The organism is Micromonospora sp. RB23, assembly GCF_053585025.1.
The window spans coordinates 1,424,970-1,450,519 of record NZ_CM132111.1 but is presented as its reverse complement, the minus strand read 5'-3'; the positions used below and the strand labels follow the sequence as shown (position 1 = coordinate 1,450,519).

The following is a 25,550-nucleotide window of genomic DNA, read 5'->3' as shown; positions in this document are numbered from 1 at the left end:
TAGGGTGGGACGGTGAGCACCCACCGCCCCGCGCTGCTGACCGACCACTACGAGCTGACAATGGTCAGCGCGGCACTCAAGGACGGCACCGCCGACCGTCGGTGCGTCTTCGAGGTGTTCAGCCGGCGGCTGCCCAGCGGTCGGCGGTACGGCGTCGTCGCCGGCACCGCGCGGCTGATCGAGCTGATCCGCGACTTCCGGTTCGACCCGGCCGAGGTCGACTTCCTGCGCCGCACCGGCGTGGTCGACGACGCGGCGGCGGCCTGGCTCACCGACTACCGCTTCACCGGCGACATCGACGGGTACGCCGAGGGCGAGCTGTTCTTCCCCGGTTCGCCGATCCTGACCGTCTCCGGCGGCTTCGCCGAGTGCGTGGTGCTGGAGACGGTGGCGCTCTCCGTACTCAACCACGACTGCGCGGTGGCGGCCGCCGCGGCGCGGATGGTCACCGCCGCCCGGGGCCGCGCCCTGATCGAGATGGGATCCCGTCGGGCACACGAGGAGGCGGCCGTGGCGGCGGCGCGGGCCGCGTACCTGGCCGGTTTCCGGTTCACCTCCAATCTCGCCGCCGGCGAGCGCTACGGCATCCCCACGGCGGGCACGGCGGCGCACGCGTTCACCCTGCTGCACGACGACGAACGGGCGGCGTTCGCCTCACAGGTCGCCACGCTGGGCAAGGACACCACGCTGCTGGTCGACACGTACGACATCTCGCAGGGCATCCGCAACGCCATCGCCGTGGCCGGGCCGGAGCTGCGGGCGGTCCGGATCGACTCGGGCGACCTGGCGGTGATCGCGCAGCAGTCCCGGGAACTGCTCGACTCCCTGGGCGCGACCGAAACGAAGATCATCGTCTCGGGCGACCTGGACGAGTACTCGATCGCCGCGCTGGCCGCCGAGCCCGTCGACATGTACGGCGCCGGTACGGCCGTGGTCACCGGCTCCGGAGCGCCCACGGCGGGACTGGTCTACAAGCTCGTCGAGGTCGACGGCCGGCCGGTGGTCAAGCGCTCCGAGCACAAGGCCACCATCGGGGGGCGCAAGGTGGCGGTACGCCGGCACAAGCCCACCGGCACCGCCACGGAAGAGATCATCGTGCCGCAGGGCGTGCCCGACCGGCAGGCCAACGACCGGACGCTCCAGCGCTCGTACGTCATCGACGGCGAGCCCGTGGCCCTGCCCACCCTCGACGAGTCCCGGGAGCACCTGCGGGAATGCCTCATCTCCATCCCGTGGGAGGGGCTGAAGCTCTCCGCCGGTGACCCCGCCGTGCCGGTCACCGTCGTACCCGCCGGCTGAGCCCGCCGATCCGACCTCGAAGGGAGCCCCGATGGCCAACGCGCTGATCATCGTGGATGTGCAGAACGACTTCTGTGAGGGCGGCTCCCTGGCCGTCCCGGGCGGGGCCGCGGTGGCCGCCGGGATCTCCCGGCTGCTCGCCGGCGAGCCGGACCGGTGGCGGCACGTGGTCGCCACGAAGGATTACCACATCGATCCGGGGGCGCACTTCGGCGATCCGCCGGACTTCGTGGAGTCCTGGCCCCGGCACTGCGTGGTCGGCACGAGCGGCTCGGAGTTCCACCCGGAGCTGGAGACCGGACGGGTCGAGGCGATCTTCCACAAGGGCGAGCACGCCGCCGCGTACTCCGGATTCGAGGGGCACGCGGACGACGGCGAGTGCCTGGCCGACTGGCTGCGTCGGCACGACGTGGACACGGTCGACGTGGTCGGCATCGCCACCGACCACTGCGTCCGCGCCACCGCGCTCGACGCCGCCCGGGAGGGCTTCGCCACCACGGTTCTGCTGGAACTGACCGCCGCGGTCGCCCCGGACACCACCGACGTGGCGCTGCGCGCGATGGACGGTGCTGGCGTCGTCCTGCACGGGGAGCCTGTGATCAGTACCGCATGACGCGGTAATTGGTTGGCCAACGGTCCGCGAGCCGTCGAGGATGTCGCCGGAGGTACGGACCAACGTGAACATCAAGCCTTACCGGACAGCGCTCGCCCTGCCCGGCCTGCGGTCGCTGCTGCTGGTCGCCGTCCTCGCCCGCATTCCGCTCACGGCCACGGGGGTCACCCTGACCTTCCACGTGGTGCTCGACCTCGACCGGGGTTACGGCGCGGCGGGCCTGGTGGGCGCGGCCATCACGATCGGCGCGGCGATCGGCGGCCCACTGCTCGGCCGCCTGGTCGACCGGCGTGGCCTGCGTCCGGTGCTGGTGCTCACCGGGATCGCCGAGGCGGTGTTCTGGACCACCGCGCCCTCACTGGCGTACCCGGTACTGCTGCCGGCCGCCTTCGTGGCCGGCTCACTGGCCCTGCCGATCTTCTCGGTGGTGCGCCAGTCGATCGCCGCGCTGGTCCCGGAGGATCAACGGCGGCCGGCGTACGCGCTGGACTCCATGTCCGTCGAGTTGTCCTTCATGATCGGCCCGGCGCTGGCAGTGGCCCTCGTCACCGCGATCTCGGCGCAGACCACCATGTACCTCGTCGGTGGCGGCATCGTCGCCGCCGGGGCCGCGCTGTGGTTCCTGAACCCGCCGATCCGTGGCGCGGCCGAGCCCGCCGGCCCACGACGCCAGGTTCCCCGCCGGGAGTGGCTGACGCCCCGGCTGCTCGCCGTGCTGGCCCTCAGCACCGCCGCCACACTGGTCCTCGGGGGCACCGACGTCGCGGTGGTCGCCGTCCTGCGGGCCAGCGGCGAGGCCGGCTGGACCGGGGCCGTGCTCGCCGGCTGGGCCATCGCCTCGCTGGTCGGCGGTTTCGCCTACGGGGCGGTGCACCGTTCACTGTCACCGCTCACCCTGACCGCCGCGCTCGCGCTCTGCACCATCCCGGTCGGGCTGGGCGGCGCACACTGGTGGCTGCTGTGCCTCGCGCTGATCCCGGCCGGCGCGCTCTGCGCACCGACCATCGCGGCCTCCGCCGACGCCGTCAGCCGCCTCGCCCCCGCCGAGGTACGCGGTGAGGCGATGGGCCTGCACGGCTCGGCCGTCACCGTCGGCATCGCGGTCGGCGCACCGCTGGCCGGCGCCGTCATCGACGCCAGCGCGCCCCTGTGGGGCTTCGTGGTGACCGGAGCGCTCGGCGCGCTGATCACCCTGGCCGTGCTCCCCGTCGAGCTGCGCCGCCGTCGCACCGCCGACGCCCTGCCCCCGACGACGTCCGACGACCGAGAGCCAGCCACCGCCACCCGCTAAAAACCCGGCCACCCCGGCACCCTCGGGGTACCCGGGCACTCCCGTGGCCCTCGGTCACCTGGGCCACCCCGGCAGGCACCCCGGCACCCCCGCACCCCGGGCACCCCCGGCACCCCCGGCACCCCGGGCACCCGGGCACCCGGGCACCAAGATCCGAGCAACTTCCCTGATGTTGCTGCTTCGGCGGCGTGGGAGGCAGCAACATCCCTGATGTTGCGCGGATCTTGCGGATCGAGTGCACTCGCGAGCGAGAAGGCCACCCGCTCGCCGCGCCGATCTTGCACAAACTGTCGCCGTTTCGCCGACTTTGACCCGATTGGTGATCACACAAAGTGCAAGATCGACGCGGGGAGCGGGGCGGGGTGCGGGGTGCGGGGCGCGGGGCGCGGGGCGGGGCGCAGATGGCGCGGGAAGGCGCGGGGAGCGGGGAGCGGGGCGGGGCGCGGGACGCGACGGGCGCCGCTCCCGGTGGTCCCGGGGGCGGCGCCCGTCGTACGAGCTGGGTCGAACGTCAGTTGCGGTCGAGGTTGCTCGTGGTGTCCTCGGTGTAGGTGGCGCCGCCGTCCGACTCGCTGGTGAGCGGCTTGGCGCCACCCTCCGGCGGACCGGCCACGCTCTGGCCGGCGGCCAGCTCCGGGAACTTCGCGTCGAACGCCGGCCGCTCGGAGCGGATCCGCGGCATCCGGTCGAAGTTGCGCAGCGGCGGCGGGCTGCTGGTCGCCCACTCCAGCGAGTTGCCGTGACCCCAGGGGTCGTTCACCTCAACCACTGGGCCGGTCTTGTACGACTTCCAGCAGTTGTAGATGAACGGCAGCGTGGAGATACCGGTGATGAACGCGCCGATCGTGGAGATCGTGTTCAGCGTGGTGAAACCGTCACCGGGCAGGTAGTCGGCGTACCGACGGGGCATGCCCTCGGCGCCGAGCCAGTGCTGCACCAGGAAGGTGGTGTGGAAACCGATCATGGTGAGCCAGAAGTGCACCTTGCCCAGGCGCTCGTCGAGCATCCGGCCGAACATCTTGGGGAACCAGAAGTAGATGCCGGCGAAGACCGCGAACACGATGGTGCCGAAGAGCACGTAGTGGAAGTGCGCCACCACGAAGTACGAGTCCGACACGTGGAAGTCGAGCGGCGGGCTGGCCAGCAGCACACCGGTGAGACCACCGAAGAGGAAGGTGACCAGGAAGCCGACCGCCCAGAGCATGGGCGTCTCGAAGCTGATCTGGCCCCGCCACATGGTGCCGATCCAGTTGAAGAACTTCATACCGGTGGGCACCGCGATCAGGTAGCTCAGGAAGCTGAAGAACGGCAGCAGCACCTGGCCGGTGGCGAACATGTGGTGCGCCCACACGCTCATCGACAGCGCGGCGATCGCGACGGTCGCGGCGACCAGGCCCTTGTAGCCGAAGATCGGCTTGCGGGAGAACACCGGGATGATCTCGCTGATGATGCCGAAGAACGGCAGCGCGACGATGTACACCTCGGGGTGCCCGAAGAACCAGAACAGGTGCTGCCAGAGCATCGGCCCACCGGTCGCCGGGTCGTACACGTGGGCGCCGATCATGCGGTCGGCGGCGAGCGCGAACAGCGCGGCGGCCAGCAGCGGGAAGACCAGGATCACCAGGAGGCTGGTGACCAGGATGTTCCACGTGAAGATCGGCATCCGGAACATGGTCATGCCGGGCGCACGCAGGGTGAGCACCGTGGTGATCATGTTGACCGCGCCGAGGATCGTGCCCAGACCGGAGATGGCCAGACCCATGATCCACATGTTGGCGCCGACGCCGGGCGAGTGCTCGACGCTGCTCAGCGGCGCGTACGCGAACCAACCGAAGTCGGCGGCGCCGCCCGGGGTGATGAACCCGGCGGTCGCGATCGTGCCGCCGAACAGGTACAGCCAGTAGGCGAAGCTGTTCAGGCGGGGGAAGGAGACGTCGGGCGCGCCGATCTGGATCGGCACGATGTAGTTCGCGAAGGCGAACACGATCGGCGTCGCGAAGAACAGCAGCATGATCGTGCCGTGCATCGTGAAGAGCTGGTTGTACTGCTCCGGCGACAGGAACTGCAGCCCGGGTCGGGCCAGCTCGGCCCGCATGACCAGGGCCATCAGGCCACCGATCAGGAAGAACGCGAACGCGGTGACCATGTACATGATCCCGATCTGCTTCGCGTCCGTGGTTCGCAGCAGCCGCGCGATGGCCGACCCCTTGACCGGCTCCCGGACCGGCCAGGGCCGGGTCACGACCGGCTTGGGTGCGACGGTGGTCACGAGTGGCCTCCGGTTCTCGGTTGTCCCGCTCGGCTCACGCTGGTTATCGGCGGGCCGTCATCCGCAAGGAGGATAGTCCCCGGCAGGTCGCAGCGCCGCGTGGGGTGGCGTGACACGATCTACAACGGGCCTACAGCGGGCCGACCAGTAGCCGGTAGTGCTCCCCGAAGATCCGTCCGCCGCGTCCGCGCAGCAGCGGGTCGCGCAGCGCCGGCGGCACGTCCCTGGTCCGGTTGCGGTCCCGGGTCCGGTCGGCCACCCATCGGGTACGGGGGCGACGACGACTCTCGTACGCCACCAGCGCCGCCTCGACGCTGCCGGCCGCGTGCAGCGACTCGGCCAGCACCACGGCGTCCTCCAGCGCCATGGCCGCACCCTGCGACAGGGTCGGCGCGGTGGCGTGGGCGGCGTCGCCGACCAGCAGCACCCTCCCCCGGTGCCAGCGACCCAGGTCGACCTCGTCGGTGATCCCGACGTCCACGCGGTCGAGCGTGTCGAGCACCTCGGGCACCGGGCCCCGGTAGTCGGCGAAGAGTTCCCGCAGTCGGGCCAACGGGTCGGCGGGCGGCTCGGTGCCCGCCTCGTCGGCGTAGCAGTGCAGCCGACCCTCCCCGATCGGCACGAGCAGCAGGCCGCAGCGCTGCCCGAGCAGCGCGGTCCAGTCGGTGACGGCCGGACCGTCGCGCAGGACGGCCCGGTAGACGACGTGTCCGGCCGGGCGGGGCGGTCCGCCGAGCGCGGCCAGGGTCCGGACCGACGAACGCGGTCCGTCGGCGCCGATGACCAGGTCGTACTCGGTGCGGGTGCCGTCGGTGAAGGTGACGCCGACGGCGCCCGGCAGCAGTTCGAGGGTACGGACCTCGGCGCCGTGCCGGACGGCGCCGCCGGCGCCGCTGAGCAGTACCCGGTGCAGGTCGCTGCGGGGCAGCGCGCGGCACTCCCCGACACCGGCCCAGAGCGCGTCCAGGTCGACTTCGCAGAGCGGGGCGCCGGCGGCGTCGAAGAAGCGCTGCCGGCAGATCACCTGCCCGAGGGGGCGGACGGGATCGTGCAGGTCCAGCCGGTGCAGCGCGCGGGCGGCATTGCCGGGTAGGTAGAGGCCGACCTCGGTCGACTCACCCACCGGCAGCTTGTCGGTCACGTCCGGCCGAAAGCCCGCCAGGCGCAGGGCCCGGGCCACGGCCAGGCCGGCGATGCCCGCGCCGACGATGAGGATGCGCAGGGGGGAGCTACGCATGGTGGTGTACGCCTCCGGAGGGGAACGGCACGCGTTGGAGGCAACACGCTACTCGGAGCAATCGACGCACACCAGAGCCGATCGGCCCGGCACGAACCGTTCGCCGTCGGACGCCGCCGCTGACCGGGATGTCCGCTGTCGACCGTCCGGAGTGGGCGTGGCAATCCTCACAATTCGCCAGTTTGACGTGCGCGGTTGCGCCGTAGTTTCAGACATGTAAATGTGTCGTTGAGCGTGGGAGCGCTCCCGCACTACCCCACCACAGCCGGCGCCCAGCTTGCGCCGAGTCAAGGAGCGTCATGAAACGTCACCTACGAGCCCTGGCCGCCGCAGGGCTGTTGCTCACCAGTTCCCTCTTCGCCGTGGCACTCGGCGGCAGCGCCTCCGCTGACACCCTGATCTGCGAGCAGTACGGCTCCACCGTCATCCAGGGCCGTTACGTGGTGCAGAACAACCGCTGGGGCACCACCGCCCAGCAGTGCATCAACGCCACCAGCAACGGCTTCGAGATCACCACGCTGAACGGCAGCAGCCCGACCAACGGCGCGCCCACGGCGTACCCCTCGATCTTCTTCGGTTGTCACTACACCAACTGCTCCCCCGGCACGAACCTGCCGATCCAGGTGTCGCAGATCAGCAGCGCCACCAGCAGCATCAGCTACCGGTACGTGAGCGGCGCGACCTACAACGCGTCGTACGACATCTGGCTGGACCCGTCGCCCAAGCGGGACGGCGTCAACCAGATGGAGATCATGATCTGGCTCAACCGCCAGGGCTCGATCCAGCCCATCGGCTCGGTGGTCGGCACGACGAACCTGGCCGGCCGGACGTGGGAGGTCTGGCGGGGCAGCAACGGCTCCAACAACGTCATCTCGTACGTCGCGTCGTCGGCGATCTCCAGCCTGAACTTCAGCGTCATGGACTTCATCAACGACACCCGCAACCGGGGCGCGATCACGAACTCCTGGTACCTCACGAGCATCCAGGCCGGCTTCGAGCCGTGGCAGGGCGGCGTCGGGCTCGCGGTGACCTCGTTCTCGGCCAACGTCAACGGTGGCGGCAACCCCACCAACCCGCCGCCGACGACCCCGCCGCCGGGCGGCACCTCGGCCTGCGCGGTGAAGTACACGGCCAACTCGTGGAACAACGGCTTCACCGCCGACGTGCAGATCACCAACACCGGGTCCAGCGCGATCAACGGCTGGACGCTGAACTACAACCTGCCCGGCGGGCAGACGGTCACCAACGCCTGGAACGCCACGGTGAGCCAGAGCGGGTCCGCGGTGACCGCCCGGAACGTGAGCCACAACGGGTCGATCGCCCCCGGCGGTACGGCCAGCTTCGGCTACCAGGGGACGCTGAGCGGTTCGTACTCGTCCCCGAGCAGCTTCTCGCTCAACGGGCGGAGCTGTTCGCGTAACTGAGCTGACAGCACAACGGCGGGGCGCGACCTGTGTGGTCGCGCCCCGTCCGTGTCGCGGGTGAAAGAATCACGCTTAACTATGCATTAATATTTTCTCGGTACCTTTCCAGAGATGTCGGCTTTAGCGTCATTTCGGCACGATGTCTCCTCGTCGATCGTGGTCTTCCTGATCGCCATCCCGTTGTCCCTGGGCATCGCCGCCGCCTCCGGAGCACCGTTGCTGGCCGGGTTGATCGCCGCCGTCGTGGGCGGGATCGTCGCCGGCGCGCTCAGCGGAGCGCCGCTTCAGGTCAGCGGACCAGCGGCCGGGCTCACCGTCATCGTCGCGGGCACCATCGCCGAGTTCGGTTTCGCCGGCACCGCCGCGATCGTCACCGTCGCCGGACTGCTGCAGATCCTGCTGGGCATCACCCGCCTCGGGCGGGCCGCGCTCGCGCTGTCGCCGACGGTCGTACACGGGATGCTGGCCGGCATCGGCCTGGTCATCGCGCTCAGCCAGGTGCACGTCGCGCTCGGCGGCGAGCCGCAGAGCTCCGCGTGGGCGAACCTGCGTGACCTACCCGGCCAGGTCGCGGACCACCACGGCGTCTCCGTCCTGCTCGGCGCGCTGACGATCACGCTGTTGCTGGTCTGGTCGCGCCTGGTCAAGACCACGATGCTGCCGGCGACGCTGGTGGCGGTGGTGGTCGCCACCGTGGTCGCGACGGCCCTCGGCGCCGACGTGGAGCGGGTGGATCTGCCCGCCGACCCCCTGAACGCGCTTACCTTCGCCCGCTGGCCCGACTCGTCGCCGTGGGAGGTCGTCCCGGCGGTCGTCACGATCGCACTGGTGGCGAGCGTGGAATCTCTGCTCTCGGCGGTGGCCGTCGACCGCATGCACCACGGCCCGCGCGCGAACCTCGATCGGGAGCTCATCGCCCAGGGTGCCGCGAACGCCGTCTCCGGAACGCTCGGCGGCCTCCCCGTCACCGGCGTCATCGTGCGCAGCTCGGCGAACGTCGCGGCGGGGGCACGCACCCGCGCGTCGGCGATCCTGCACGGCGTCTGGATCGCCGGGTTCGTGATGGCCGGCGCCGTCCTGCTGGAGAAGATCCCGATGGCCGCGCTCGCCGCCGTCCTCGTGGTGGTCGGATTGCGGCTGGTGAGCCTCGCCCAGATCCGCACGTACGCCCGCCACCGGGAGCTGCCCATCTATGTGGTCACCGCGGTCGGCGTGGCCGCGACGGACCTGCTGATCGGGGTCGGGCTGGGCATGGCGACAGCGGTGCTGTTCATGTTGTGGCGGTTGGCCCGGTGCGAGATCCACGTCACCGAGCCGAATCCCGGCACCTGGCTCGTGTCGATCATCGGCACACTCGCCTTCGTCGCGTCCGGACGGCTCACCCGCCGACTCACCGCCCTGCCCCCGCGGCAGCACGTCGAACTCGAGCTGCACCTGGACTATCTCGACCACGGCGCGTACGAGACCATCCGCGACTGGCAGGCGTCCTACACGCGGGCCGGTGGCACGGTCCACGTCGACGAGGTACACGGCTCGTGGCTTCATCGTGCCGGCACCGACGGGCTCGGCACCGGCAAACGCACCTCCCCGTGCGTGACTCGGGGTCGTCGGTGTGCGGATGCTCCGGGGGCGACCCGTCACGAGTTGCCGCCGCCCCGGTCCACTCCGATCCCGTGAGGTCGGGGCATCTCGCCCCTGGGACACCCCGACGGCCGCCGTCCGGGAAGCTCGTCAGAATGATCCAAAGAACCGGTCCCACCAGGAGGGCTCCCCAGAGCCGTGAAAGCGCAGGTGAGCAACCCCGTCATAGCGTTCCATCAGAAGCTCCTCCGGGATTACGAGGCACCCTGATCCGACAAGAGCCTGCCTGACCTTGTCGAGGTCACCCGGATCCAGTTCACCTTCCGCACAGGCATCATCGGTGCCCAGAAAGGCACCGGGGTTATCGGCGGCGACCATGGCCAACGGCTCGAACCTGCTCACCAGGACGACGATCCGGGTCCCGCGGACCGTGGCTGCCTCCGGCACCTCGATCCGCGCATACTGAGCAGAGTCTTGAATGTCCTGCTCAACCCCGCAACTCGTGGCGAGGCGAGAGTTGATGGCCTCAACCAGGACGCCGAGTGTGGCCGCAAGCTCGGCTCTGCGGAAGCCAGCGGGAGACTCCAACCCGTCGGGGTCATCCAGGCGACGTAGCACCGCCATCAGGTTTGCGTCTTTGTCCACGATCCCCCTGCCCGAGCGTCGTCGCTCGCCCTCACCCGCCCGGTCTCGCCGGCCGCGAATTGCAGAGACGCCGAGATCCACTCGGGATCCTTGACGTCGGGGCATCCTCGCACGAGGAACACCGCGACATCCGGGAAGTCGAGTCGATCAAGCCGGGGCGGGACCCGTCACGCCGGTTCAGACGCGGGTGAGGCGTACGGCGTCGGCGATGACCAGGCCCGACGCGTTGCTCCAGCGACTTACCGCCACCCGGTTGGCGTCCCCGGCCGGCAGGGTGAACGTGCCGAGGACGCGCCACTGCCCGCCGGTCGCCCGCTGGTCGACGTACACGGTGGTGTTGCCGGTGGTGGTGGCGACGATGTACGGGGTGGCGCTGTTGTAGCCGCTGTTCGTCGGCCACCACGCGTCCACCCGGTAGGTGCCGGTCGCCGGGACGTTGAACCGGTACCAGGCCGGGTCGCTGGCCGCGACGGGATCGGCGTAGCGGTAGTCGCCGCCGTACCGCTGGGTGGAGAACGTCGACACACCCCAGTTGGCGCTGGCGGTGAAGCGGCCGGAGGTCGCGTTGTCCACGATGGACGACCAGGCCGTGCCGCCGCCGGCCATCTTCGCGGCGACGTCGGCGCGCATCACGTTCAGGTCGATGAAGGAGGGGTCGATCTTGCCGGTGGTGCTGGTCTCCCGGTGACCACGCGCGTAGCTGCTGTCCCGGCCCAGCCGGGTGAGGACGGCGGCCGTCGCGGCGATCGACGCGTTGTACTGCGCGGTGGTCATCCGCTGGTCGACGCCGTTGTAGTCGATCTCCCACCCGATCATCAGGGTGTTGCCGTCGCCCGCGGGGATGGGTCCGCTGCCGCCGCTGACCCCTGCGTGGTTGCAGCGGCCGGCGGAGATGACGTGGAAGACGCCGTTGTAGTCGACGAGCGCCTGGCAGAGCGGGCCGGCCAGGTCGGTGCGCCCGTTGATGCAGATGCCGAGCGCCGGGTGCGGGTTGCTGGCGCTGGAGGTCGAGGCCGTGTGATGCCACAGCACCCCGATCGGGTCGAAGGAACCGGGCCGCATCCGGTTGAGCCAGTCACCCTCGACGACGACCTGCACCCCGGCACCGCGCAGGACGTCCACGAGCCAGGGAATCGTGGCCATCAGGATTCTCCGAGCAGGTCGGCGAGGCACTCGGGGGCCTTCGGCGCGGCGCTCGCCGGGGCAGGCCGGACCACGACGGTCAGGGCGGCGGCCACCAGGGCGGGGATGCCGAGCACCCCACGGCGGCGCAGACGGATGGACGGTGGTCGGGCCATGGCGATCCTCCAGCGGGGGCGGGTGGGGAAGGGATCGACGAACGTGATGACGGCACGCTATACCGTCACACGCCTCGATGTCGATACCCTTCACCAGACGGCCAGGCCCTGAAGGAATTCGCCGTATCAGGCGTCGCCGAGCGCGTCGATGTCGCGCATCTCCTCCGCCGTCAGCGAGAAGTGAAAGACGTCGAAGTTCGCGCTGATCCGCTCCGGCGTGACCGACTTCGGAATCGCGACGATCTCGTGGTCGATGTGCCAGCGCAGCACCACCTGCGCCGGGGAGACGCCGTGCGCCGCGGCGATCCGGACCAGCACCGGATCGCTGAGATCGCTGGTCTTGAACGGGCTGTACCCCTCCAGCACCACGCCCCGGTCCCGGTGCTCGGCGTGCCGCTGCCGGTCGTACAGCGCGGGACTCCACTCGATCTGGTTGACCGCCGGGTTCTCCTCGGTCGACTGGATCAGCTCGTCGATCTGCACGGTGCTGTAGTTGCTGACGCCGATCGCCCGGGTGAGGTTCTCGTCCCGCGCGGCGATCAGTTCCCGCCAGAGCGGGATGCTGTCCGCCGGCGACGACGGCGGCCAGTGGATCAGCCAGAGGTCGATCTGGTCGACGCCGAGCGCCTCCAGGCTGGCCTCCAGCGTGGCGCGCTCCTGACCCACCCGGTTCGCCGGGAGTTTGGTGGTGATGAAGACGTCCTCCCGACGCAGCCCGCTCTCCCGGACGGCCCGGCCAACCTCCCGCTCGTTGCCGTACACCGTGGCGGTGTCGAGGTGGCGGTAGCCGGTGTCGAGCGCGGCCAGCACGGCGTCGTAGCCCGCCTGGCCGGTGGCCTGCCAGGTGCCGAAGCCGAGCAGAGGCATTCGCACGTCCCCCGGGAGCAGGGCGGTGGGCTGGTCGCTGAGGTCCATGAGGTCCGTTCTACCCCGCCGCGCGCCCGGCCGCCGAGCGAACCGGACACTCCGGCTGCCAGCGCGGCCCGCCGGTGTGGCGGAGAATGCGGAGGTGACCGACCGGCTCCAGGAGTACCGGCGAAAGCGCGACGCGGCCCGTACGCCGGAGCCCGTGCCTCGTGCGACACCCCGGCCGGCCGGCGGCGACGGCGACACCGCCCGCTTCGTCATCCAGCAGCACCACGCCCGCAGCCTGCACTGGGACCTGCGGTTGGAGCACGAGGGCGTGCTCGCGTCCTGGGCGGTGCCGCGCGGCCTCCCCCGCGACCCGGGCCGCAACCACCTCGCCGTACACACCGAGGACCACCCGATGGAGTACCTCGACTTCTCCGGCGAGATCCCGGCCGGCGAGTACGGGGGCGGCCGGATGGTCATCCACGACCGGGGGACGTACCGCCGCGAGAAGTGGCGCGACGACGAGGTCATCGTGACGCTCTCCGGCGAGCGCACCGAGGGCCGGTACGCGCTGTTCGCCACCGGCGGCCGGGACTGGATGATCCGCCGCACCGACCCCGCGCCGCCGGGCTGGACGCCGATGCCCGAGCTGGTCCGCCCGATGCACGCCACGCCCGCCGCCAGGCTGCCGCGCGACGCCGCCGAATGGGGGTACGAGCTGCGGTGGGACGGGGTCCGCGCGATGGCGTACGTCTCCGGCGGGCGGTTGCGGCTGCTCTCCGAGACCGACGAGGAGATCACCGGCGGGTACCCGTGGCTCCGCGCGATGGCCGAGGCCCTGGCGCCGATCGAGGCGGTGCTCGACGGCGTCCTCGTCCGCATCGACGGATCGGGCCGGGTGCGTCCGGCACGTCCGGCCAGCGGGGGCCGGGTGCCGGCCGGCGCCCAGTTCCTGCTCGTCGACCTGCTGTGGCTGGAGGGCGTGAGCAGCGCCGACGTCCCGTACGCGCAACGCCGGGAACTGCTCGATGGGCTGGCGTTGACCGGTACGCACTGGCAGACTCCGCCGTGGTTCTCCGGTGCCGGCGACGAGGCGCTGCGCACCGGGCGGGAGCAGGGGCTGCCCGGTGTGGTCGCCAAGCGGCTCGACTCGGTCTACGAGCCGGGCGCACGCAGTCGGCGCTGGTGGAGTATCGACGCGGCCTGACGGCGAGGAGCGACGTGTACCTGACCCACCTGGACTGCCCGCGCTGCGGCCTGGAGTACGCCGCCGACGAGGTGCAGAACCTCTGCGACTGCGGTTCGCCGCTGCTGGCCCGGTACGACCTGCCGGCGGTCGCGAAGGCGGTCACCCCGGAGCGTTTTCCGCTGCGCCCGGCCGACCTGTGGCGCTATCGGGAGCTGCTGCCCGTCGCCGATCCCCGGCACGTCACCACGCTCGGCGAGGGGTGGACGCCGCTGCTGCGCGCTCCGGCGTACGGCGCCGAGATCGGCATCGCGGACCTGATGGTCAAGGACGAGGGGTTGATCCCGACCGGCTCGTTCAAGGCGCGCGGCGCGGCGGTCGGCGTGAGCCGGGCCCGCGAGCTGGGTGTCAAGCGGATCGCGATGCCCACCAACGGCAACGCCGGGTCGGCCTGGGCGACCTACGCGGCGCGTGCGGGGATGGGCGCCACGATCGTCATGCCACTGGCGGCGCCGACCATCTGCCGGCGTGAGTGCGTGGCCGCCGGCGCGGATCTGCGCCTGGTGGACGGGCTGATCAGCGACGCGGGCCGGCGGGTGGCCGAGCTGATCGCCGAGTCCGACGGGGCGATCTTCGACGCCGGCACGCTGCGCGAGCCCTACCGGCTCGAGGGCAAGAAGACGATGGGGTACGAGATCGTCGAGCAGCTCGGCTGGCAGGCGCCCGACGTGATCATCTATCCGACGGGTGGCGGGGTCGGTCTGATCGGTATCCACAAGGCGCTGCACGAGATGCGCGAGCTGGGCTGGGTCGGCGACAAGCTGCCCCGGCTGGTGGCGGTGCAGTCGACCGGCTGCGCGCCGATCGTGCGGGCGTTCGCCGCGGGTGAGGACCGGGCCCGCCCGTGGGAGGACGCGCACACGGTGGCGTTCGGCATCACCGTGCCGGCGCCGCTGGGTGACGAGCTGATCCTGGCGGCCCTGCGGGCGTCCGCCGGCACCGCCGTCGCCGTCGACGACGCGGAGATCCTGACCGACCTGCGGGACTTCGCGGCCCGTGAGGGGCTGCTGCTCTGCCCGGAGGGCGCGGCCTGCCTGACGGCGGCACGCCAGTTGCGCGCCGGTGGCTGGATCCGGGCCGGCGAACGGGTGGTGGTGCTCAACACCGGCGCGGGGCTGAAGTATCCGGAAACGGTCGACGTCTCCGGCGTACCCGTGCTGGCCTGAGCCGGCATCCCGCGCAGCGCGGGATGCCGGCGTGCCGCGCCTACTGGTAGGTGATGTCGGACGGCGAGTAGAGGCAGTTGACGCCGTCGGCGCCTTCGCCGATCTTGGTCGGTTCGCTGCCCTTGGGTACGCCCTTGTACTTGACGCAGATCGAGGTCTCCCGATCCGGGTCGCCGACGATGGTGATGCGGCTGAAGCGGGCGGTGTCGCCCCAGTTGGTGTTGATGCCGGCGATCGTGTCGGTGTCGCGGACGACCACGTTGTCGATCACCACGTGCCGCTGGTACGACGTGGAGCAGTTGCCGCAGGCGCGGTAGAGCTTCCCGGCGTTCTCCACCCGGAAGTTCCTGATGTAGACGGTGCCCGGGCCGTTGTGCTGGAAGACCTTGTCGCTGGCGGACCGCGCGCCGCCGCCGTCGACCGTGTACGTGGTGCCGCCCCGGAAGGTGGCGGCGTCCTCGCCCACGTCCTCCCACCAGACGTTGACCAGGGTGCAGTCGCCCTCGCAGTGCACGCCGTCACCGGCCGGCGCGCCGATGATCACGTTGCGGAGGGTGGCGCCGGCGGCCAGCTCGAACATCGGGTCCTGACTCTCGCTCTGCCCACCGTCGCCGATGCCGTAGTAGCGCCTCAGCCCGCCGTCGAAGGTGCCGGACACCGGGATCGTCGCGTCCACCTTCTGGCTGCTGGTGGGCGTCGGCCACCCGGAGGGCGGCGGGGTGGTCGGCGGCGGCGTGCCGGTGGCGGGCGGCGTGGTGGGGGTGCCACCGCCGGCCGAGTCGACCACCACGTCGTCGAAGCCGCCGCTGGCGTACGCGGTGACCAGGCCGATCCGCCCGGCGCCGACCAGGCTGTTGCTGCCGGAGGCGATCTGGGCGCCGTTGACGAAGCCGCGGATGGTGCTGCCGCTGGCCTCGACGCGCAGGGTGTACCAGGTGCCGGTGGTGACACCGAGCGGGGCCGAGCCGATGGTGGTGACGCTGCTGCCGTTGACGGCCTGGAGTTCGGCCCGGCCCGAGCCGAGCAGGGCGAGGCGATACATCCTGGTGCTGCTGCTGGATCGCGCGGCGAGCCCGACCAGGGCACCGGACGAGCCGAAGCTCGTCGGCCGGACGCGGGCCTGTACGGAGTAGTTGGTCCACCCGGTGTCGCCGGCGAACTGCCGGGCCAGCTCGCTGCCCGCGTTGGACTGGAGGAACACCCCGGCGCCGTCGACCGCCCAGGTGCCGCCGGACTTGGACCAGCCGGAGGCGTCGCCGTCGCTGAAGGTGTCGGTGAAGATGGTGGCCGCGAAGGCCGAGGTCATGCTGGCGGCGAGGGCCGCCACGGTCACGCCGGCGCACACCGCCAGCACCAGTGGTCGTCGTCTCCTGTGCACGGTTGTCCTCCTTGACGCGTGTGGTGGCGATCCCGGGGCACGGCCGCGCGAGGACGTGCCGGCACGGCGCGCTGCCGCGTAAGGCGGGATCGGTGTGCCCCGTCGGACGCCCGGATCCGACAGCGGGGTGAAGCGGGACGAAAGCCGTGGGAAAGGGCTTTCCCGTCCCTTCGAGGCTAGGACCGCGTACGCATCAGCGTCAATGCCTTGCGCTTGCAAGTCTGTTGCAGGATTCCGGCGGCGAGGATCAGAAGCTGTCTGGCTCGGTCAGCCGCCATGCGGCGTTGATCAGCCCGATGTGGGACAGCGCCTGCGGCATGTTGCCGAGCTGCGCCCCGGTGGTCAGGTCGATCTGCTCGCTGAACAGTCCCACGTCGTTGGCGCGGCCCACCACGCGCTCGAACAGCTCCTCGGCCCGCCGCGGCTCACCCGCCATCACCAGGCACTCCACCAACCAGAACGAACACAGCAGGAACCCTGCGGGGTCGCTCGTCCAACGCCGGACGAGCCCGTCCTCCGTACCCAACTCCCGCTCGATCATCGCGATCGTCGAGCGCATCCGGGGATCGGTCGCCGGCAGGAAGTGCGCCACCGGCAGGGCGAGCACCGAGGCGTCCAGCTCGGCCGAGCCGAACGAGCCGGTGAACGCGCCGATCCGCTCGTTCCACCCTTCGCGCAGCACCGTCTCGTGGATCTCGTCGCGCACCGCGCTCCAGCGACGCGGGTCGGCCCGCTCACCGAGCCGGTCGGCGAGGCCCACCGCCCGATCCATCGCCAACCAGCAGGAGACCTTCGAGGAGAGGTAGTGCCGCTCCTCCTCCCGGGTCTCCCAGATGCCCCGGTCCGGCAGGTGCCAGGTCGCCGCCACCTGCTCGGCCAACCCGACCACCATCTCCCGCAACTCCGACTCGAACGTCGTGCCGAGGTAGTCGCGCAGCCTCCACACCGCCGACAGCACCTCACCCGGCACATCGAGCTGCCGCTGCTTCCAGGCGTCGTTGCCGACGCGCACCGGGCGACTGTCGCGGTATCCGCGCAGGTGGTTGCAGTGGTGCTCGGAGAGGTCGCGCTCGCCCTCCAACCCGAAGAGCACCGGCACCGGTTCGTCGCCGAACCGGCCGATCGACCGGGCCACCCAGGCGAACAACCGCGACGTCTCGTCCGGACAGGCGGCCACCCAGAGCGCCCGCATCGTCAGCGAGAAGTCCCGCAACCAGGAGTACCGGTAGTCGTAGTTGCGGTCCCCGCCGATCTGCTCCGGCAACGAGCTGGTCAACGCCGCCGCCACCGCGCCACTGCGGGCGTACGTGAGACCGGTCAGCACGGTCGCGCTGTGCCGGACCAGCTCGGCATACCGACCCGAGTAGGTGTGCGAATCCCGGAACGCCTCCCAGGCCCGTGTCGTGTCGGCGAGGGCGGCCAGCGGGTCCATCTGGACCGGTGGTGTGCCGTACGTCTGCCCGAACGCCACGTCGAACCCCACGACCTGACCGGAGGAGACCTCGAACTCGTGGGTCACCCGGTCCCGGCCCGCCCGCAGCGGCATACCCCCGGCCCGCAGCACCAGCACCACCGGACCGGCACCGGCCACCACCGCACCGCCGGGCTGCTCGTGCAGGTACGGCGTGAGCAGGCCGTACTCCGGCCGGGGCGCGAAATCCAGCGCCATCCGTACCCGGCCGGAGAGGCCCTCGACCACACGGATGAGCACGGCGGGCGAGTTCAGGCCCAACTCGTGCGCGCGGGCGCCGGTCTCGGCGGCGAGGGCGTCCGTCACCGACACGCTGCCGTGCGGCGTGTGGTGCACCGTCCGGAGGATGAGCGTGTCCGGACGGTAGGCGCGCTCGACCCGGTGACCGGGGCCGCCTGCGCCGACCGGCGCCAATCGGAAGTGTCCGCCGTCCGGGTCGAGCAGCCGTCCGAAGACGGACGCGCCGTCGAACCGGTGCGGGCACCACCAGTCGATCGAGCCGTCGACGCCGACCAGCGCTCCCGAACGGGAGTCCGAGAGGAACCCGTAGTCGGAGATCGGCGGCTGCGTCACCAGCCGCGCGTACCCCGATCGGCCCGATTCAGGCCGACGCCGTCACGCGGTCGGCGGCTCGTCCTCGCCGGCCTCCTCGGCCCGGTCGGCCTCCTCCTTGGTGTGGTGCACAGCCTGGTCGGCGTGCTCCGGAGGGCCGTAGACGGTGTAGAGCACCAGCGGGTTGGGGCCGGTGTTGACGAAGTTGTGCTTCGTGCCGGACGGCACGACGACCAGGTCCCCCGCGACGACCTCGCGCTTCTCGCCGGCGACCCGGGCCTCGCCCGTCCCGCTGACGAACGTCAGGATCTGGTCGATGCCCTCGTGAACCTCCTCGCCGATCTCACCACCCGGCGGAATCGTCATGATCACCAGCTGGGTGTGCTCGCCGGTCCACAGCACCCGTCGGAAGTCTGGGCTCTTCTCGGCGACGGTCGCGATCGTGAAATGCTCCATGACCCGCTCATACCCCGTCCGGTCACGCGTCACGCCGGGACTGGCAGATGGTGGAATTCCCCACGGTCGGCAGGTTTGAGCCCGCGCCCACCGGGGATCGAGAACGCAGACCGGCGCGAACGGCCGGTCGAGCCAGGTCCCTGCCGGCGTACCGCCGAACGGCTGCGGTGGTGGGAGACGGCCAGAGCGCGGCGACGTTGCGACCACGATCGCAACGGCGCCGCGCGCTCGTTTGTGCGTACGACTCAGGCGTCGCGGTGCAACCAGGCGAGCAGGTCGGGCGGCGCCAGCGCCCGTGACCGCCGTTCGTAGCGGGCCAGCGTGGCCGCGTCCAGCAGGCCACGCCCCTGCCCCGAGCCGCCCCGACGGAAGAACGCCCGGCGATCCCGCAACACACCGAGCGTGTCCGGGGCGAGTTGGTCGGCGCGCTCCCGCATCCGGTCGAACGTGGCCGCCTCGACCAACGCGGGCCACCGCCCGGCGGGGACCTCGACATCCCAGCGGTCGGCCAGCAGGCGCATCTGTGCGCCCAGGTCGGCGCGAAGGTCGTCGTAGTGCACAAGCGTGACGTTCGGCTCGTGCCGGCGGGCCCACGCGTCGCGCAGGTGCCAGAACACCCCGGGCAACGAGTCCAGCTCGGCGCGCGGGTCGACCTCGCGGTCGACCCAGCTCGGCAGCCACTGCCCGAGCGACGGACGGGCACGCGGCGGTCCCGTCGGCGCGGGTTGGCCGGTCAACTCCGCGACACGGACCCGGTCCAGGTTCCCCGCCTGGTGGTAGAGGGAGACGGCCATGTCCAGCGGATGCCGCGCCACCACCACGTAGTGCGCCCGGGGATCGAGCGGTACCCCGTCCAGCGGGGTGTGCGTCTTGATGAACCGGCGGTGCGGCTGCGCGGCCAACCGGTCGTACACCACGTCCCGCGGCTCGCCCAACCAGTCCAACCAGGGCGACAACTCGGACAGTGGCGCCGGCAGCTCCGGAGTGCCCAGCACCAGGAGCGCGCAGATCATCTGCATCCAGGTGGTGCCGCTCTTGGAGCGGGTGCTGATCACGATGTCGCCATCGCGGAATCCGAAGCCGAGCCAGCGGATGCTGTCCTCGTCGCTGGAGCGGTAACGGTAGGGCGACGCGGACATCGGGCGAGCGTAGTCGCCGAACCGACAGCCGGACAGCGGATTTTCGGTACCAGAAAGTGTGGAGGCATGCGAATGCCTGACTAGATTGAAGTATGGTGCCCGCCCACGGGGGCCGGGCAGTGGCGCCGGTCTACCGCCCCATCCTCGCCAGCCGCCGACGCGGCGAGCTGGAAGCCCTGAACCACCTCGATCCCGCGGCCGCCCCGCTCGTCGCGCCGATCCTGGAGGTCGGCGCCGTCGACCGCTCCACGAGGGACGCTCTGCGCCGGCTACCGGTCGGCCTGCTGCCGGCCGTCGACGTGACCGCACTGCCCGACTCGGTCGACACCGAGCTGGTCCGGTGGGGCGTACCGCTGATGCCGGTCGTCGGGCTCGCGGAGAGTGAGCAGCGGCTCGTCGCGCACGGCGCGGCGGCCCGCGCGTACGCCCGGCGGGCGCTGGTTCGGGTGCGGGCCGCGCACGACCGGTCGGGCCCGGACGCGGACACGAGCGCCGTCGAGCGGATCTGGCGGTACACCGGCCTCGCGCCGGAGGAGTGTGACCTGCTGGTGGACGCGGGTGACGTCTGCTGTCCGGCGGACGTGCGGGCGGCGGAGCCCCGGATACGGCGGCTGCTGGACTGGGCCCGTCGCCACGCCTGGCGCTCGGCGACGGTGGCGGCCGGCGGCATGCCGCCGACGCTGTCCCGGCTGCCCACCGACGAGCCGGTACGGCTGGAACGCTGGGACTGGCAGCTCTGGCAGCGGCTCACCGACATCGGAGTCGACTACGGCGACTACGGGGTCGGTTCGGCGCTGCCCGACTCGGGCGACCCCGGCGACCGGCTACCCACCGTGCGGTACACCGCCGACGACGGCTGGTGGGTCTACCGCTGGTCGCGCCGGGGCGGCCGGGGCGACGACCGCTTCGCCGACCTGTGCCGGACGCTGGTGACCGCGCCGCACTGGTCGAGCGTCGGGGCGACGTTCTCGTGGGGCGACCACGAGCTGCTGCGCCGCGCACGCCGGGGGGCCGGAGCCGGGTCCGCCGCCAACTGGACGGCATGGAGCACGTCGCACCATCTGGCGCACGTGCTCGCCGCACTGCTGCGACCCGACGACCTCGGCCCATCGGGGTGGGGCTCCCGGCCGGACCCGCCGCAGCGGGGGCGACCACCCCGGTGAGAACCGCTACTGCTTCTCGGTGAAGCCGAACTGGATGATGCCCTCGTCGTCGACGGTGGCGTCCACCGAGGCGTCGCCGAGCAGTTCGGCGGCGTCCGGGTCGAGGAAGATCCGCGCGCCCTGGTTGTCGACGACCTGGTCACCCTGCTCCGGCTCGGGCACCAGCTCCACGGTGAGCGATCCGGCGTCGGTGTCGGCGGCGATGCGTACGCCGCCGTCCTGAGCCACGTCCTGCTGGTTGGCGAGGTCACGGATGACGAGCACGGCGTTGTCGGTCATGGTGAGCATTTGTGGAACTCCTCGTGGTTTCTCGGCTCGCGGTCGGTTGCCACGCAGAGGCGGACGATCGGCCCGCGTACGAGCACGCGTGGGAGGCGACGGGAGAGACGGACGGTCATCGCCGTCGCGTCGAATCGGGGCGGCTGACGGGCCCCTTCTCAGCCCACCGTGCCCGCTGGCGAGCGATACGTCAAATAGAGCCGGATCAGTCCCGTCCCCGCTTCCGCGCTGGTCACAGCACTGATTTGCCCGCCAGTGAGCGGAACTATCCTTACGCTGAGTAAATGATGGATGACGCGCGACGTGCCGCCGCCGAATTCCTGGGCACGCTGTTGCTGGTCTTCTTCGGCGTCGGTGCCGCCGTCGCCGCGCGGGTCCAGGGTGGCGTGGTGGTCGTCGCGCTGGCCTTCGGATTCGTCATGCTGGCCCTCGTCTACACGATCGGCCCGCTCTCCGGCAGTCACGTCAACCCGGCCGTGACGCTCGGCGTCCTGCTCTCCGGCAAGATCTCGGTGATCGGCGCGGTCGCCTACTGGATCGCGCAGTTCGCCGGGGCGACGGTGGCCGGCTTCCTGCTCTGGGCGCTGACCCGGTGGGGTGACGTCGCGGACCAGACCGGGGCGCTGGGCTCGAACGGGTACGGCGCGCATATCAACCGGGGCGGCGCGGCCGTGTTGGAAATCGTGCTGACCTTTCTCTTCGTCCTGGTCGTCCTGGTCGTCACGAGCCGGACCGAGAATCCGGGCACCGCCGGGTTGGCGATCGGACTGGCCCTGGCCGCTACCCAGCTCGTCGGCGTGACGCTGACCGGCGCGGCGGTCAACCCGGCCCGCGCCTTCGGTCCGGCCGTCTTCGAGGGTGGGACGGCGCTGCGCCAACTCTGGGTGTTCATCGTCTTCCCGCTGCTGGGCGGTGCGCTCGCGGCGCTGGTGGCACCGCTGGTGATGGGCGCGCAGCGGCACTACTGGGGCGGACACGAGCGAGCGGTCGGCCGACCGGGACACCGCGAAGGGCAATAACCTTCGTCCGAGGCTCTTTTCCGGCGATTACCTTCATGGCAGCATCGGCGCATGCATCGTCGTCTCTTTCCGCGCGTCGTCGCGCTGCTCGCGCTGGTCGCCACCGTGGCCACCGCCGGCGCGTCGGGCGCCACCGCCGAGTCGCCCACCCCCGCGACGACCCGACTGCGGGCCACCATCGACGCGGTCCTCGCCGACAGCCGGCTGGCCGGCGCGCAGACGTCGGTGGTCGTCGTCGACACCAGCACCGGGGAGACCCTCTACGACCGCAACGGCGACCGGCGGCTGGTCCCGGCCTCCAACACCAAGCTGCTGACCTCGACCGCCGCCCTGGGGCTGCTCGGTCCCGGGCACCACTTCCGCACCGACGTGCAGACCACCGGCGCGCGCCACGCCGGGCTGCTCTCCGGCAATCTCTACCTGCGCGGCGGCGGCGATCCGACCATGCTCGCGGCCGACTACGACGCGCTCGCCGAGCAGGTCTCCGCCGCCGGCGTCCGGGTCGTCACCGGCAACCTGGTCGCCGACGACACCCGCTACGACCGCGCCCGGCTGGGCCCGGACTGGACGTGGGACGACGAGCCCTACTACTACGCCGCCCAGGTCTCCGCGCTGACCGTCGCCCCGGACACCGACTACGACGCGGGCACCGTGATCGTGCACGCCGCGCCCGCCAACCAGGCCGGTGCCCGACCGGTGGTCACGACCACTCCCCCCACCAGCTACGTGCGCATCGACAACCGGGCCGAGACGGTCAGCGAGGGCGAGACCTCGATCTCCATCGAGCGTGAGCACGGCGGCAACACGATCGTGGTGACCGGCCAGATCGCCGTCGGCGACGAGCCCGCCAGCGACTGGGTGACCGTCTGGGAGCCCACCGGGCTCGCGGCCGAGGTCTTCCGGTCGGCGCTGCGCCGGCACGGCGTACGGGTACTCGGCCGGACCGTGCTCGGCGAGCCCACCCCGGAGTCGGCCCACCAGCTGGCCGGGCACGAGTCTATGAGCCTGGGCGAGCTGATGACGCCGTTCCTCAAGCTCTCCAACAACGGGCACGCAGAGGTCCTGACCAAGGAGATCGGCCGCGTGCTCTCCGGCGTAGGCACCTGGTCCGCCGGTCTCACCGCCATCAGCGAGTACGTCGCCGACACCGGCATGGACACCGGAACGCTGCGCCAGCGCGACGGCTCGGGCCTGTCCCGCCGCAACCTCGTGCCGGCGGCGGAGTTCGTCGACCTCCTGACCGCCGTACGTGCCCAACCGTGGTTCGCCACCTGGTACGCGGCGCTGCCCATCGCGGGGCAACCGGAACGGTTCGTCGGCGGCACGCTACGCAGCCGCATGGCCGGCACCCCGGCGGCGGGCAACGTCCACGCCAAGACCGGCAGCCTGACCGGCGTGTCGGGGCTGTCCGGCTACGTCACCAGCGCGGACGGCCACCTGCTCGCGTTCTCCATCCTGCTCAACAACTACCTGACGGCGTCGGTCAAGGCGCTGGAGGATCAGATCGCCGTGACGCTGGCCGGTCACCGCGAGGACGGCGTGAGCACGGCCCGCCGGGTCGCAGCGCCCGAGGTGCCGGAGACTCCGCGTACGCCGGAGGGCGTCGAGTGCTCCTGGGTCAAGCCGATCACCTGCTGAGAACAGGACGCGGGTCAGGCGGAACGGTTCGGTGTGGGGGGCACCGCCCCGGGGTCGCCGCGCTCGATGAGCGCGGCGATCTCGGCGGCGTGCAGGCCGCGGAGCGTCAACACCCGGGTACCCCACCGGTGCAGCCGGCACGGGTGAGGGCTGGCGTCGTTGCGACAGACCACCCCGCCGGACCAGCGCCGGGGCGCGTGTACCACCACCGCACGCACCGCGAACTGGGCATCCTCGCCCGTTACGTACGGCGGCAGGGGAATGTCGCGGAGCACCTCCGGCTCGTCGACGCCGGGGAGAACGGCAGGACGGACGCGGTGGGCGGTACTGCTGCTCATCTGCGCTGCCTCCACAGTGGAAGGTGAACGGGGACAGCAGAAAGTTACGTCGCCACCGACGGAGGGCGACGGACAAACTGTCCCGCTCAGCGCAGCGCGACGGCTTGGAGCCCCACGTTGCCGCAGTGCTCGGTGTAGACCTTCTCGACGGTCCAGCTCACCACCAGCCGAGCGTCCTTCGGCGCCGCGAACCGGATGACGAACTGGGCGCTCTGACTGGTGTACGGGTCTTCCAGACGCAGGGTGCTGACCGGCCCGCCGGTGGACAACCGCACGTCGAGCCGACCCCGGGCCATCCAGATCCCGGCGTAGACCTGGACGGTTCGCGGCGCGCCGCTGCCGGCGATCGCCAGGCTGAACCCGTTGCCCACGCCGCAGGTGTAGACGCCGTCGGAACTCCCCCGGTCCCATCGTTCGGGTGCGCCGTCGGACCAACGGACGACCTCCTGGTTGCCGTCCCAGCCGATTCGGCGGCCCTTTCCGCCCCCGTCGACGATCTCCCCGGAGCCCGAACGCTTGCGGACCGTCGAGCTGCCGCCGCGCTGCCCCCAGTGCATCCAGTCCCGGGTGCCCACAGCGGTCAGGTCGACCTCGGCGGGCACCTCGGCGCGGGTCACCGACAGCTGCGGCGCCGCCTTCACCGGCTCGGAGGCGGGCGGACTCGTCGACGGAGTCGGTTCGGGTGAGGGTGTCCGCTGCCGGGGTCGCAGACCCGGCAGCGCAGGACCGGCCTCGCTGGTACGTCCGTCCGCGCCCGGAAGGCCCGTCGGACGGGCAGCCCCGGCGGGCACCCCGCCCGAGCCGCCGAGCGACCCGTCGCCCGAATCCGGACCGGACCGCGTACCGAGGTACGCGACGAGCACCACGAGGCAGACAGCCGCGCCGACTCCTTCCAGTGCCCAACGCCTCCGCTTGCGGGCGCGGGCGAGCCGGCGCAGCGCTCGATGGCTGAGGCCGGCCGCAGCGGATCGCGGCCGGTGCGACGCCGGTCGAACGGCCGGCTCGTCGCCGGCCCGCGAACCATCCCGCGTACGGTCCTCGTCCGCCACCGAACCCTCCACGTTGCCGCTCGACCGCCACCGCACATGACGGATCGACCGTCCACTGTGGGTCGTTCACGATTGCACCGGCGTGGTCGACACGCTAAATCGGGACAGCATGACGTGTCCAGTCCGGATCGGGACGGTATGCGACGG

General features: G+C 71.4%; 23 protein-coding genes. 10 read left to right on the top strand and 13 right to left on the bottom strand.

Annotation, left to right across the window (positions count from 1 at the left end; all coding sequences use genetic code 11):
* The first annotated feature begins 12 nt into the window (after positions 1-12).
* From ACTFTM_RS06750 to ACTFTM_RS06740, 3 genes are read left to right on the top strand one after another with little or no spacing between them, the layout of a single operon-like run.
* Positions 13-1,299 carry a nicotinate phosphoribosyltransferase gene (locus ACTFTM_RS06750; protein ID WP_449564981.1) on the top strand — a complete coding sequence of 429 codons (1,287 nt, stop codon included), beginning with the start codon at positions 13-15 and terminating at the stop codon, positions 1,297-1,299.
* Between the two features lie 31 nt (positions 1,300-1,330).
* Positions 1,331-1,912: an isochorismatase family protein gene (locus ACTFTM_RS06745; protein WP_449564980.1), complete on the top strand. Its 582-nt coding sequence runs from the start codon at positions 1,331-1,333 to the stop codon at positions 1,910-1,912.
* Positions 1,913-1,952: 40 nt separating this feature from the next.
* Complete coding sequence (locus ACTFTM_RS06740) at positions 1,953-3,203, top strand: MFS transporter (RefSeq protein ID WP_449564979.1); 1,251 nt, start codon at positions 1,953-1,955, stop codon at positions 3,201-3,203.
* A 511-nt stretch (positions 3,204-3,714) separates the two neighbouring features.
* Here ACTFTM_RS06740 and ctaD read toward each other — a convergent pair.
* Both ctaD and ACTFTM_RS06730 read right to left on the bottom strand, forming a co-directional pair.
* The gene (ctaD, locus tag ACTFTM_RS06735) at positions 3,715-5,472 is read right to left on the bottom strand and encodes an aa3-type cytochrome oxidase subunit I (RefSeq protein ID WP_449564978.1); all 1,758 of its coding nucleotides are present in this window, start codon (positions 5,470-5,472) and stop codon (positions 3,715-3,717) included.
* Positions 5,473-5,602: 130 nt separating this feature from the next.
* Positions 5,603-6,709 (bottom strand): FAD-dependent monooxygenase, encoded by a 1,107-nt coding sequence (locus ACTFTM_RS06730; RefSeq protein ID WP_449564977.1) that lies wholly within the window; start codon positions 6,707-6,709, stop codon positions 5,603-5,605.
* A gap of 299 nt (positions 6,710-7,008) precedes the next feature.
* Between ACTFTM_RS06730 and ACTFTM_RS06725 the strand changes: the two genes are divergently transcribed.
* Positions 7,009-8,133 (top strand): GH12 family glycosyl hydrolase domain-containing protein, encoded by a 1,125-nt coding sequence (locus tag ACTFTM_RS06725; RefSeq protein ID WP_449564976.1) that lies wholly within the window; start codon positions 7,009-7,011, stop codon positions 8,131-8,133.
* A 111-nt stretch (positions 8,134-8,244) separates the two neighbouring features.
* On the top strand, positions 8,245-9,810 hold the full coding sequence (locus ACTFTM_RS06720; protein WP_449564975.1) for a SulP family inorganic anion transporter: 1,566 nt from the start codon (positions 8,245-8,247) through the stop codon (positions 9,808-9,810).
* 54 nt (positions 9,811-9,864) lie between these two features.
* Here the strand turns inward: ACTFTM_RS06720 and ACTFTM_RS06715 are convergent, their stop codons facing one another.
* From ACTFTM_RS06715 to ACTFTM_RS06700, 4 genes are all read right to left on the bottom strand, one after another.
* Positions 9,865-10,440 (bottom strand): hypothetical protein, encoded by a 576-nt coding sequence (locus ACTFTM_RS06715; RefSeq protein WP_449564974.1) that lies wholly within the window; start codon positions 10,438-10,440, stop codon positions 9,865-9,867.
* Between the two features lie 96 nt (positions 10,441-10,536).
* On the bottom strand, positions 10,537-11,502 hold the full coding sequence (locus ACTFTM_RS06710) for a golvesin C-terminal-like domain-containing protein (protein WP_449564973.1): 966 nt from the start codon (positions 11,500-11,502) through the stop codon (positions 10,537-10,539).
* Complete coding sequence (locus ACTFTM_RS06705) at positions 11,502-11,657, bottom strand: hypothetical protein (RefSeq protein ID WP_396801453.1); 156 nt, start codon at positions 11,655-11,657, stop codon at positions 11,502-11,504. Before ACTFTM_RS06705 ends, ACTFTM_RS06710 begins: the two co-directional genes overlap by 1 nt.
* Positions 11,658-11,783: 126 nt before the next feature.
* Positions 11,784-12,572, bottom strand: coding sequence for an aldo/keto reductase (locus ACTFTM_RS06700; RefSeq protein ID WP_449564972.1), 789 nt, complete (start codon positions 12,570-12,572; stop codon positions 11,784-11,786).
* A gap of 94 nt (positions 12,573-12,666) precedes the next feature.
* On the opposite strand from ACTFTM_RS06700, the gene ACTFTM_RS06695 reads away from it, so the two are divergent.
* Together ACTFTM_RS06695 and ACTFTM_RS06690 are read left to right on the top strand one after the other, a co-directional pair.
* The gene (locus ACTFTM_RS06695) at positions 12,667-13,716 is read left to right on the top strand and encodes a DNA polymerase ligase N-terminal domain-containing protein (protein WP_449564971.1); all 1,050 of its coding nucleotides are present in this window, start codon (positions 12,667-12,669) and stop codon (positions 13,714-13,716) included.
* Between the two features lie 14 nt (positions 13,717-13,730).
* On the top strand, positions 13,731-14,921 hold the full coding sequence (locus ACTFTM_RS06690) for a threonine synthase (protein WP_449566560.1): 1,191 nt from the start codon (positions 13,731-13,733) through the stop codon (positions 14,919-14,921).
* 40 nt (positions 14,922-14,961) lie between these two features.
* On the opposite strand, the gene ACTFTM_RS06685 is transcribed toward ACTFTM_RS06690, so the two are convergent.
* From ACTFTM_RS06685 to ACTFTM_RS06670, 4 genes are all read right to left on the bottom strand, one after another.
* Positions 14,962-16,299: a pectate lyase gene (locus tag ACTFTM_RS06685; RefSeq protein ID WP_449564970.1), complete on the bottom strand. Its 1,338-nt coding sequence runs from the start codon at positions 16,297-16,299 to the stop codon at positions 14,962-14,964.
* A gap of 247 nt (positions 16,300-16,546) precedes the next feature.
* On the bottom strand, positions 16,547-18,343 hold the full coding sequence (locus tag ACTFTM_RS06680; RefSeq protein WP_449564969.1) for a glycoside hydrolase family 15 protein: 1,797 nt from the start codon (positions 18,341-18,343) through the stop codon (positions 16,547-16,549).
* Between the two features lie 42 nt (positions 18,344-18,385).
* Positions 18,386-18,778: a cupin domain-containing protein gene (locus ACTFTM_RS06675; RefSeq protein WP_355051904.1), complete on the bottom strand. Its 393-nt coding sequence runs from the start codon at positions 18,776-18,778 to the stop codon at positions 18,386-18,388.
* Between the two features lie 245 nt (positions 18,779-19,023).
* Positions 19,024-19,917, bottom strand: coding sequence for a sulfotransferase domain-containing protein (locus ACTFTM_RS06670; protein WP_449564968.1), 894 nt, complete (start codon positions 19,915-19,917; stop codon positions 19,024-19,026).
* A gap of 92 nt (positions 19,918-20,009) precedes the next feature.
* On the opposite strand from ACTFTM_RS06670, the gene ACTFTM_RS06665 reads away from it, so the two are divergent.
* Positions 20,010-21,080, top strand: coding sequence for a beta family protein (locus ACTFTM_RS06665; RefSeq protein ID WP_449564967.1), 1,071 nt, complete (start codon positions 20,010-20,012; stop codon positions 21,078-21,080).
* A 6-nt stretch (positions 21,081-21,086) separates the two neighbouring features.
* On the opposite strand, the gene ACTFTM_RS06660 is transcribed toward ACTFTM_RS06665, so the two are convergent.
* Positions 21,087-21,368 (bottom strand): adhesin, encoded by a 282-nt coding sequence (locus tag ACTFTM_RS06660; protein WP_355051907.1) that lies wholly within the window; start codon positions 21,366-21,368, stop codon positions 21,087-21,089.
* 275 nt (positions 21,369-21,643) lie between these two features.
* Here ACTFTM_RS06660 and ACTFTM_RS06655 point away from each other — a divergent pair, with 275 nt between their 5' ends.
* Positions 21,644-22,378 (top strand): MIP/aquaporin family protein, encoded by a 735-nt coding sequence (locus ACTFTM_RS06655; protein WP_449564966.1) that lies wholly within the window; start codon positions 21,644-21,646, stop codon positions 22,376-22,378.
* A gap of 51 nt (positions 22,379-22,429) precedes the next feature.
* On the top strand, positions 22,430-24,016 hold the full coding sequence (gene dacB / locus ACTFTM_RS06650) for a D-alanyl-D-alanine carboxypeptidase/D-alanyl-D-alanine endopeptidase (RefSeq protein WP_449564965.1): 1,587 nt from the start codon (positions 22,430-22,432) through the stop codon (positions 24,014-24,016).
* A gap of 14 nt (positions 24,017-24,030) precedes the next feature.
* Here the strand turns inward: dacB and ACTFTM_RS06645 are convergent, their stop codons facing one another.
* The gene (locus ACTFTM_RS06645) at positions 24,031-24,354 is read right to left on the bottom strand and encodes a hypothetical protein (protein ID WP_449564964.1); all 324 of its coding nucleotides are present in this window, start codon (positions 24,352-24,354) and stop codon (positions 24,031-24,033) included.
* A gap of 86 nt (positions 24,355-24,440) precedes the next feature.
* Positions 24,441-25,403 carry a hypothetical protein gene (locus ACTFTM_RS06640; protein WP_449564963.1) on the bottom strand — a complete coding sequence of 321 codons (963 nt, stop codon included), beginning with the start codon at positions 25,401-25,403 and terminating at the stop codon, positions 24,441-24,443.
* Between the last annotated feature and the right edge of the window lie 147 nt (positions 25,404-25,550).

What these genes read in the sequence shown, in the direction of transcription:
- ACTFTM_RS06745 (WP_449564980.1), top strand. Translation starts at nt 1,331, where the DNA reads ATGGCCAACGCGCTGATCATCGTGGATGTGCAGAACGACTTCTGTGAG.
- ACTFTM_RS06740 (WP_449564979.1), top strand. Translation starts at nt 1,953, where the DNA reads ATGTCGCCGGAGGTACGGACCAACGTGAACATCAAGCCTTACCGGACA.
- ACTFTM_RS06730 (WP_449564977.1), bottom strand. Translation starts at nt 6,709, where the DNA reads ATGCGTAGCTCCCCCCTGCGCATCCTCATCGTCGGCGCGGGCATCGCC.
- ACTFTM_RS06725 (WP_449564976.1), top strand. Translation starts at nt 7,009, where the DNA reads ATGAAACGTCACCTACGAGCCCTGGCCGCCGCAGGGCTGTTGCTCACC.
- ACTFTM_RS06720 (WP_449564975.1), top strand. Translation starts at nt 8,245, where the DNA reads ATGTCGGCTTTAGCGTCATTTCGGCACGATGTCTCCTCGTCGATCGTG.
- ACTFTM_RS06710 (WP_449564973.1), bottom strand. Translation starts at nt 11,502, where the DNA reads ATGGCCACGATTCCCTGGCTCGTGGACGTCCTGCGCGGTGCCGGGGTG.
- ACTFTM_RS06705 (WP_396801453.1), bottom strand. Translation starts at nt 11,657, where the DNA reads ATGGCCCGACCACCGTCCATCCGTCTGCGCCGCCGTGGGGTGCTCGGC.
- ACTFTM_RS06700 (WP_449564972.1), bottom strand. Translation starts at nt 12,572, where the DNA reads ATGGACCTCAGCGACCAGCCCACCGCCCTGCTCCCGGGGGACGTGCGA.
- ACTFTM_RS06675 (WP_355051904.1), bottom strand. Translation starts at nt 18,778, where the DNA reads ATGGAGCATTTCACGATCGCGACCGTCGCCGAGAAGAGCCCAGACTTC.
- ACTFTM_RS06670 (WP_449564968.1), bottom strand. Translation starts at nt 19,917, where the DNA reads ATGTCCGCGTCGCCCTACCGTTACCGCTCCAGCGACGAGGACAGCATC.
- ACTFTM_RS06665 (WP_449564967.1), top strand. Translation starts at nt 20,010, where the DNA reads ATGGTGCCCGCCCACGGGGGCCGGGCAGTGGCGCCGGTCTACCGCCCC.
- ACTFTM_RS06660 (WP_355051907.1), bottom strand. Translation starts at nt 21,368, where the DNA reads ATGCTCACCATGACCGACAACGCCGTGCTCGTCATCCGTGACCTCGCC.
- ACTFTM_RS06655 (WP_449564966.1), top strand. Translation starts at nt 21,644, where the DNA reads ATGATGGATGACGCGCGACGTGCCGCCGCCGAATTCCTGGGCACGCTG.
- dacB (WP_449564965.1), top strand. Translation starts at nt 22,430, where the DNA reads ATGCATCGTCGTCTCTTTCCGCGCGTCGTCGCGCTGCTCGCGCTGGTC.
- ACTFTM_RS06645 (WP_449564964.1), bottom strand. Translation starts at nt 24,354, where the DNA reads ATGAGCAGCAGTACCGCCCACCGCGTCCGTCCTGCCGTTCTCCCCGGC.